The organism is Lysobacter zhanggongensis (assembly GCF_046638635.1).
Lineage (GTDB): Bacteria > Pseudomonadota > Gammaproteobacteria > Xanthomonadales > Xanthomonadaceae > Novilysobacter > Novilysobacter luteus.
The window spans coordinates 1-7,112 of record NZ_JBJXHK010000097.1; the positions used below are offsets into that span (position 1 = coordinate 1).

Below are 7,112 nucleotides of genomic sequence, written 5' to 3' on the forward strand. Positions count from 1 at the left end.
GGATCGCCGCATCGACCGCCGGGGGTGGCAGGCGCCCGGGGGCGCTGCGGGCCAGCTGGTCGGCCAGGGCGCGCTCCTCGGCGCTCAGCGGCTCGTTGGGGTGGATGGTCATGGATTGAGCTCTGCGCGCAGTTTGTCCATCGCGTAGCGCAGCCGCGACTTCACCGTCTCACGCCCCGCGCCGGTCACCGCGCCGATCTCGTCCAGGCTCAGTTCCTGCTCCAGCCGCAGCAGGACCACGGTGCGCTGCTCGTCGGGCAGCTGCTCGATCGCCCGCTGCAGCCGGCGGCGCTGTTCGAACTCCGACAGCGCCCGCTCGGGTGTCGACGGGTCGGGCTGGCGGGCCGCCCGCTCGTCGCCGTCGTCCGGTGCCGGCGGGCGGTGCCGGGCGGCGCGCCAGTGGTCGGACAGCCGGTTGTGCGCGATCCGGAACAGCCAGGTCCTGAACAGCGCCTCGGGCGTCCAGTCCGCGCGCGCGCCGATCACCCGCTGCCAGATGTCCTGGAACAGCTCGTCGGCCAGCGCCGGGTCATGCACCTGGCGCATGAGGAACCGGTACAGCGGCCCACGGTGCCGGGCGTAGAGCAGCTCGAACGACGCGACGTCGCCACCGGCCCAGGCCAGCATCAGCATGTCGTCGCCCGGATCGGCCGCCCCGTTCATCGCATGAAGGGTACGGCCTGTCGTTGCCGTGGCAAAGCGGCTGCGGCATGGTGCTGGGCAGGGCGCGGTCGTCGCGCCGAGGACGGCTTGCATGGTCGGTTCAACGTTCGACGCTGCGCAACGGGGTTTCCGGGCCGCTATCGTCGGCAACGCGGGATCGTGGTGCCGACGGCGCGCGCAAGCCCCGATGCGGACGGCTATCCTGTGGTGGACCAGGGGGCGGTAGACGGTGCAGGAAACAGGCGGGCGAGAGGCCGGGGCGGACGATGCGGGCATGCACGGGGAGGCCCCGGGCGTCGACGCGCTGACGGAGGCGTTGCGCGCCGCGCGTGCGCGCGTCGATTCGCTGGAGAAGTCCGAGCGCCTGCAGCAGGCGCTGTACGAGATTGCAGACCTGGCCGGTTCCGACCTGGAGATGGCCGACATGCTCGGCCGCATCCACGAGGTCGTCGGCGGCCTGATGTACGCCGAGAACTTCTACATCGTGCTGTTCGACGATGCGCGCGACAGCTTCCGGTTCCTTTACTTCGCCGACCGCATCGACCCGTTCGAGGCCGACCCGGCCCACGAGATCCTCGGCTCGGAGATGCCCAACAGCCTGACGCGCGCGCTGTTGCACCACGGCGAGCCGGTGCGCGGGTCATCCGACGAGGTGCGGCTGCGCCTCGGTGTCGGCCGCGACGATTCGCACGGACCCGACAGCCAGGACTGGCTGGGCGTGCCGATGCGTCGCGACGACCGCGTCTGTGGCGCGATCGTGGTGCAGAGCTACGACCGGCCCAACAGCTACGGCGACGAGGAGCGGGCGCTGCTCGCGTTCGTTGCCCAGCACATCCTGACCGCGCTCGACCGGCACCAGGCGCGCGAAGAGCTCGAGCGCCGGGTCGAGGAGCGCACTTACGCGCTGCAGCTCAGCAACCGCGACCTGCAGGCGGAGATCGTCGAACGCCAGCGCGCCGAGCGGCTGCAACGCGCGCTTTTCCGGATCGCCGAACTGTCGATCACCTCGGAGACACTGGAGCGCTTCTACGCGCAGGTGCACGACGTCGTCGGCGAGCTGCTGTACGCGCGCAACTTCTACATCGCGCTGCTGTCCGACGACGGCGAGCGGCTCGAGTTCCCGTACTCCATCGACGAGCGCGACGTCGCCCGCGTCAGCCGCCGGCTTGGCGCCGGCATGACCGAGTACGTGATCGCCAGCGGCCGCGCGCTGCTGGCCGACCGCCACCGGATCGCCCAGCTGGAGGCCGAGGGGCAGCTGCGCAGCCACGGCTCGCTGTCGCAATGCTGGCTCGGCGTGCCGCTGTACCGCGACGAGGCCGTGGTCGGCGTGATCGCGGTGCAGAGCTACTCCGCGGCGATCATCTTCACCACGCGCGACCAGGACCTGCTGACCTTCGTCGCCCACCACATCAGCATCGGACTGGCGCGCAAGCAGGGGCAGGACCGCCTTGTCGCCGCCCATGCCGAACTGGAGCAGCGCGTGGAGTCGCGCACGCGCGAACTGGCGATGGCCAACGCCGAGTTGCTGGAGCAGATCGGCGAGCGCGTGCGTGCCGAGCAGCAGCTGACCCACCAGGCGCGCCACGACGCATTGACCGACCTGCCCAACCGGCACCAGCTGCTCGACCGGCTGGCTTCGGCCATCACCCGCGCGCGCAGCGACTGGCGCCACCGCGAGCTGGGCGAGCCGGCGCGGACCTTCGCGGTGCTGTTCCTCGACCTGGACCGCTTCAAGCTGATCAACGACAGCGTGGGCCATTCCGCCGGCGACGACCTGCTGGTCGAGGCGGGGCGCCGGATCGTCGCCACGGCACGCGCGACGGATACGGTGGCGCGGCTGGGTGGCGACGAGTTCGCCATCCTGGTCGAGGGCATCGACGGCCCCCACGTGGCCGAGGAACTGGCGCAGCGGCTGCTGCAGGCGCTGGGACAGCCCTGTTGGATCGCCGGGCGCGAGGTGTTCCCGTCGGCGAGCCTCGGAATCGCGTTGTGGCACCCGCGTTACAACAGTGGCGCCGAGCTGCTGCGCGACGCCGATGCGGCGATGTACCGCGCCAAGGCCGCCGGTCGCGACCGCTGGGCCGTGTTCGACGAGGAGATGCGCGAGCAGGCCATGCGCATCCTCGACCTCGAGGCCGACCTGCGCCGCGCGATCAACGGTGACAACTTCGTCGCCCACTACCAGCCGATCGTGCGGCTGCGCGACCGTGCCGTGATCGGCCACGAGGCGTTGCTGCGCTGGCGCCACCCGACCCGCGGGTTGCTGCTGCCCGGCGACTTCATCGGCCTGGGCGAGGACAACGGCCTGATCGAGGAGGTCGACTGGCTGATGTATGGGCAGGTGATCGCCCGGCTGGCGCAGGGTGGCGAAGGCTACATCTCCATCAACGTCTCGCCCCGCCACTTCCGCACCGTCGATTTCGCTGACCGCCTGCTGCGGATGATCGACACCGCGGGCGCCGATCCGCGCCGGCTGCGCATCGAGATCACCGAGGTCGCGCTGCTGGACGACGTGTCACGCGCGCTGCGCACCCTGCGCACGCTGCGCGACCACGGCGTGCTGGCCCAGCTGGACGATTTCGGCACCGGCTATTCGGCGCTGTCCTACCTGCACCGCTTCCCGATCGAGTGCCTGAAGATCGACCGCAGTTTCGTGGCCGGGCTGTCGGACCGCACGGAGAACGAGAGTGTCGCCGTGGTGCGGGCGATCCAGGCGCTGGCCGGGACGCTAGGCATCCACACCATCGGCGAAGGCATCGAGAACGAGCAACAGGCCGCGGTGCTCTGCGACCTGGGCTGCGAACATGGCCAGGGCTACCTGCTCGGCCGGCCGGCCGAGCAGATGTCGGGTCAGTCCCCCGCGGCAACGCCCGGCTGAGAAGGGCGCGCGTCACTGGCGTCCAGGCCGCCGCCTGCGACCGGTCGCGGCTCGACCAGCGGCCGCGCCAGCTCCACCAGTTCAACGAACTCCGCACGCATGCCCTGGCCCGGACCGCCCTGGGCGCTGCGCGCGGTGGCCAGCACGCCATCCCAACCCCAGCCATCGGTACGCGCGCCGCCCCGCAGCAGGTCGGCAAAGCCGGCGACCGCCGCGGCGAAGCGCATGCTTTCGCCGGGTTGCGCGCGCAGCTGGTCGCGCAGCACCGGGGTTTCCACCAGCCGGCTGGTATCGGTGCCAGGCTGCTTGTAGCGCAGCCGGACGTGGGCGACCTCGCGGCTGTCGCTTGCGGTGGTCGGATTGGTATCGCCGTAGCGCAACCCGGGCAAGCGGACCGCCGGCGAACCGGCGAGGGTGAGTTCGTACAGGGCGGTCACCGAATGCCCTGCACCGATGTCGCCGGCGTCGACCTTGTCGTTGGCGAAGTCCTCGTTGCGCAGTACCCGGTTCTCGTAGCCGACCAGGCGGTACTCGGCGACCACCGCGGGGTTGAACTCGACCTGCACCTTCACGTCGCTGGCGATGGTCGCCAGGGTCGAGCCCATGGCCTCGACCAGCACCCGCCGCGCTTCCAACGCGCTGTCGATATAGGCGTGGTTGCCATTGCCGAGGTCGGCCAGCCGTTCTGCCAGCGCATCGTTGTAGTTGCCCTGGCCGAAGCCGAGCGTGGTCAAGGCGATGCCGCTGGCGCGCTGGTCGGCGACCAGTGTCTCCAGCGCGCCCTGGTCGACGGTGCCGACGTTGAAGTCACCGTCGGTGGCCAGCAGCACGCGGTTGGTTCCGCCCTCGATGAAGCCCTGCCGGGCCATGTCGTAGGCGAGCCGGATCCCGTCGCCGCCATTGGTGCTGCCACCCGCCTCCAGCTGTGAGAGCGCGGCGAGGATCTCGCCCTGGCGGTTGCCCGGTGTCGGCGGCAGCACCAGTCCGGCCGAGCCGGCATACACCACGATAGACACCGTGTCCTGCGGACGCAGCTGGCGCACCAGCATGCCCATGGCGCGCTTGAGCAGCGGCAGCTTGTCGGGTGAATTCATCGAGCCCGAGGTGTCGATGAGCAGGACCAGGTTGGACGGCGGCAGGTCAGCCCGGGGGATGTCGTAGCCCTTGATGCCGATCATCAACAGGCGGCGCTCGGCATTCCACGGCGCCGGCGCCAGCTCGGTGGTGATCCCGAACGGCACGTCGGTCCCGGAAGGCGCGGGGTGGCCGTAGTCGAAGTAGTTGATGAACTCCTCGGCGCGGACCGCATCCACGGGCGGGCGCACACCGTCGAGCAGCATCCGACGCACATTGCTGTAGCTGCCGGTGTCGACGTCGACCGAGAAGGTCGACACCGGCTGGTCGGACACGCGGTGGACCGGGTTGTCGTCGAGGCCGGCGTAGTGCTCGGTGTTGGCCTGCGGCGGCGCGAAGGCCGGCATGCCGGCGGGGGCCACCATGTGGAGGGACGCCGGGGCAGGGTGAGCGGGGGGCCTGCGCGCGGCCTGCGCGTCCTGCGCCTGGCTGGCACGCTCGGCCTGGGCGACCCGGCCGGTTTCATCGGCCACCGGCGATTCATGGGTCGTGCTGCAGGCGGCCACGGCGATGGCGGCGAGCAGGGCGGCGGCGAGCGTGGTGGTGCGGGCGTGCGGGCGGTGCATGGGCGGTCTCCGTGGTCCGTTGCAGGGGGTTAACGCACTGCAGGCGGAAACGGGGTTGGCGCGCCTACGCGGGGCTCAAGCTTCCCGGATCACCNGGCGAGCGTGGTGGTGCGGGCGTGCGGGCGGTGCATGGGCGGTCTCCGTGGTCCGTTGCAGGGGGTTAACGCACTGCAGGCGGAAACGGGGTTGGCGCGCCTACGCGGGGCTCAAGCTTCCCGGATCACCAGCAGCCGCTGCTCGGTCATGTCGGCGATGGCGTAACGCACGCCCTCGCGGCCCAGCCCCGAACCCTTGACCCCGCCGTAGGGCATGTTGTCGACGCGGAAGCTGGGGATGTCGCCGACCACCACCCCGCCGACCTCGAGCCGGTCCCAGGCGCGCATCGCGTGGTCGAGGCGCCCGGTGAACACCCCGGCCTGCAGGCCGTACTCGCTGTCATTGACCGCCGCCAGCGCCGCGTCGAAATCGTCGAACGGTTCCATCAGCGCGACCGGGCCGAAGGCTTCGTTGCGGTAGAGCTCGGCGTCACGCGGCACGCCTTCCAGCAACCACGCCGGCAACATGTTGCCCTTGCGTGGACCGCCGGCGAGCTTCTTCGCGCCTGCCTTGCGCGCCGCGGCAATCCAGTCCTCGACGCGTCGGGCGGCGTCCTCGTCGATCATCGGGCCGATGAAGGTGGCGGCGTCGCGGGGATCGCCCATCGGCAACTTCGCGACCGCCGCGCGCAGCTTCCGGCGCAGGACAGGGTAGACGTCGGCATGGGCGAGGATGCGCTGCACCGCGATGCAACTCTGGCCGGACTGGTAGTACGCGCCGGATACCAGCCGCTCGACCACTTCGTCCATGTCGCGCCCGGGGTCGGCATCGACGATGCAGGCCGCATTGCCGCCGAGTTCCAGCACCACCTTCTTGCGACCGGCGCGCGACTTGAGCTCCCAGCCGATGGGGCCCCCGGTAAAGCTCAGCAACGCGATGCGGTCGTCCTCGACCAGCGCCGTTGCGTCCTCGTTGGAGCACGGCAGGATCGAAAACGCGCCCTTCGGCAGCGCGGTACCTGCCAGCACTTCGCCGATGATCAGCGCCCCAACCGGGGTCTTGCCGGCCGGCTTCAGTACGAACGGGCAGCCCGCAGCGATCGCCGGCGCTACCTTGTGCGCGACCAGGTTGAGGGGGAAGTTGAACGGCGTGATGAAGCTGCAGACACCGACCGGGACGCGCCGCGTCATGCCGCGGTAGCCACGGGTGCGCTCGGAGATGCGCAGCTCGACCACCTCCCCATCGATGCGGGTCGCCTCGCCAGCCGCGATGCGGAAGGTATCGATCAGCCGGGTCACCTCGCCGCGTGCGTCACCGATCGGCTTGCCGGCCTCGATGCACAGCGCATGCGCAAGCTCCTCGCGCCGCGCCTCGAACTCCCCGACGCAGTGGAGCAGCACGTCGCGGCGCGCGTCGGGCGGGAAGTCGGCCATCGCCGGCCGGGCCGCCACTGCCGCCGCGATCGCCTTTTCGACGGTACGCGCATTGGCCATCGCGACGCGCGTGGCGCGCTTGCCGGTGTACTTGTCGCGCACCTCGAGGTCGGTGTTGGCGGCGACCGCGCGGCCGGCGAGGTAGTAGGGGTAGCTGGGCTTCAACCTGGGCATGGCGGGCTCCGGGGCGATGCGGGTGACGCAGCAGGGAATGCGCGGACAGTGGCACGCCGGATGTTGCCCCGCCGTCAGGCGCTGGTGTCACTCCACCCGGATACGCAGCTGGCCATCGGCCAGGCGCGCGTCGAGCGCGTCGCCGGGCGCCGCATCCAGCACGCTGCGGACCACGCGGCCATCGCCGTGCTGCAGGATCGCGTAGCCGCGCGCGACGGTCGCCAG

General features: G+C 70.9%; 4 protein-coding genes. 1 reads left to right on the forward strand and 3 read right to left on the reverse strand.

From position 1 onward, the window contains the following. Positions 1-108: 108 nt before the first annotated feature. Positions 109-663: an RNA polymerase sigma factor gene (locus ACKVMH_RS11950; protein WP_412700459.1), complete on the reverse strand. Its 555-nt coding sequence runs from the start codon at positions 661-663 to the stop codon at positions 109-111. A 274-nt stretch (positions 664-937) separates the two neighbouring features. On the opposite strand from ACKVMH_RS11950, the gene ACKVMH_RS11955 reads away from it, so the two are divergent. Then, complete coding sequence (locus tag ACKVMH_RS11955) at positions 938-3,544, forward strand: bifunctional diguanylate cyclase/phosphodiesterase (protein ID WP_412700460.1); 2,607 nt, start codon at positions 938-940, stop codon at positions 3,542-3,544. On the opposite strand, the gene ACKVMH_RS11960 is transcribed toward ACKVMH_RS11955, so the two are convergent. After that, positions 3,517-5,244, reverse strand: a complete 1,728-nt coding sequence (locus ACKVMH_RS11960; protein ID WP_412700461.1) for a vWA domain-containing protein — start codon at positions 5,242-5,244, stop codon at positions 3,517-3,519. The genes ACKVMH_RS11955 and ACKVMH_RS11960 overlap by 28 nt on opposite strands. Before the next feature lie 206 nt (positions 5,245-5,450). Further along, positions 5,451-6,887 (reverse strand): aldehyde dehydrogenase family protein, encoded by a 1,437-nt coding sequence (locus ACKVMH_RS11965; RefSeq protein WP_412700462.1) that lies wholly within the window; start codon positions 6,885-6,887, stop codon positions 5,451-5,453. Positions 6,888-7,112 lie beyond the last annotated feature (225 nt).

Bases quoted from the DNA above. Each gene is read 5' to 3' on its own strand.
- ACKVMH_RS11950 (WP_412700459.1), bottom strand. From the start codon at position 663: ATGAACGGGGCGGCCGATCCGGGCGACGACATGCTGATGCTGGCCTGG.
- ACKVMH_RS11955 (WP_412700460.1), top strand. From the start codon at position 938: ATGCACGGGGAGGCCCCGGGCGTCGACGCGCTGACGGAGGCGTTGCGC.
- ACKVMH_RS11960 (WP_412700461.1), bottom strand. From the start codon at position 5,244: ATGCACCGCCCGCACGCCCGCACCACCACGCTCGCCGCCGCCCTGCTC.
- ACKVMH_RS11965 (WP_412700462.1), bottom strand. From the start codon at position 6,887: ATGCCCAGGTTGAAGCCCAGCTACCCCTACTACCTCGCCGGCCGCGCG.